Annotated in this window: 1 protein-coding gene; it reads right to left on the reverse strand. The window is 46.9% G+C overall.

The window, feature by feature from the left end; all coding sequences use genetic code 11:
* Positions 1–471: transposase (locus tag ACM2FC_RS23610; protein WP_498483472.1), on the reverse strand; the 471-nt coding region annotated here is incomplete at both ends.

Raw genomic sequence — 471 nt, forward strand, 5'->3', positions numbered from 1 at the left:
TTTCTTTCACTGATATTTGCCGTATCTTTAACTTGAAGTATTCTGTGTCCCTGATTCCTCTTGCTCGCTTTCTTAACAGGCCAATTGATACATTTCCAGCTTCGATTCGGGCGCTGGTCAGCCCGTATTTCGCATAGTTACAGATGCCTTCTTTATGCGACTGGAGCGAGTCAGCAAAGTCATGGAGTACAAAAAGCTTCGAGCGCCTAGCGAGCTGACACCACGTGTCTAACCGGTCACTCATGTCTCGATAGGATGTCGCAGACCACAGCGCTTGAAGCTGCTCTTTCATCATGTACATCGTACATAAGTTCTTGTTGACTTCCAGTAAGTCATCGAGCTTATCGGATTGCTTCTCATCTAGTTTGTCTGCGTTCATCAGCAGCAAGAATAACGAGCCCTTAATCACCCCTTTTTCATGTCGAGTCTTGGCTTTTCGGAACTCGTGCATACGTTGGCGACGGAGGGCTT

It is taken from the genome of Vibrio sp. A37 (assembly GCF_059777565.1).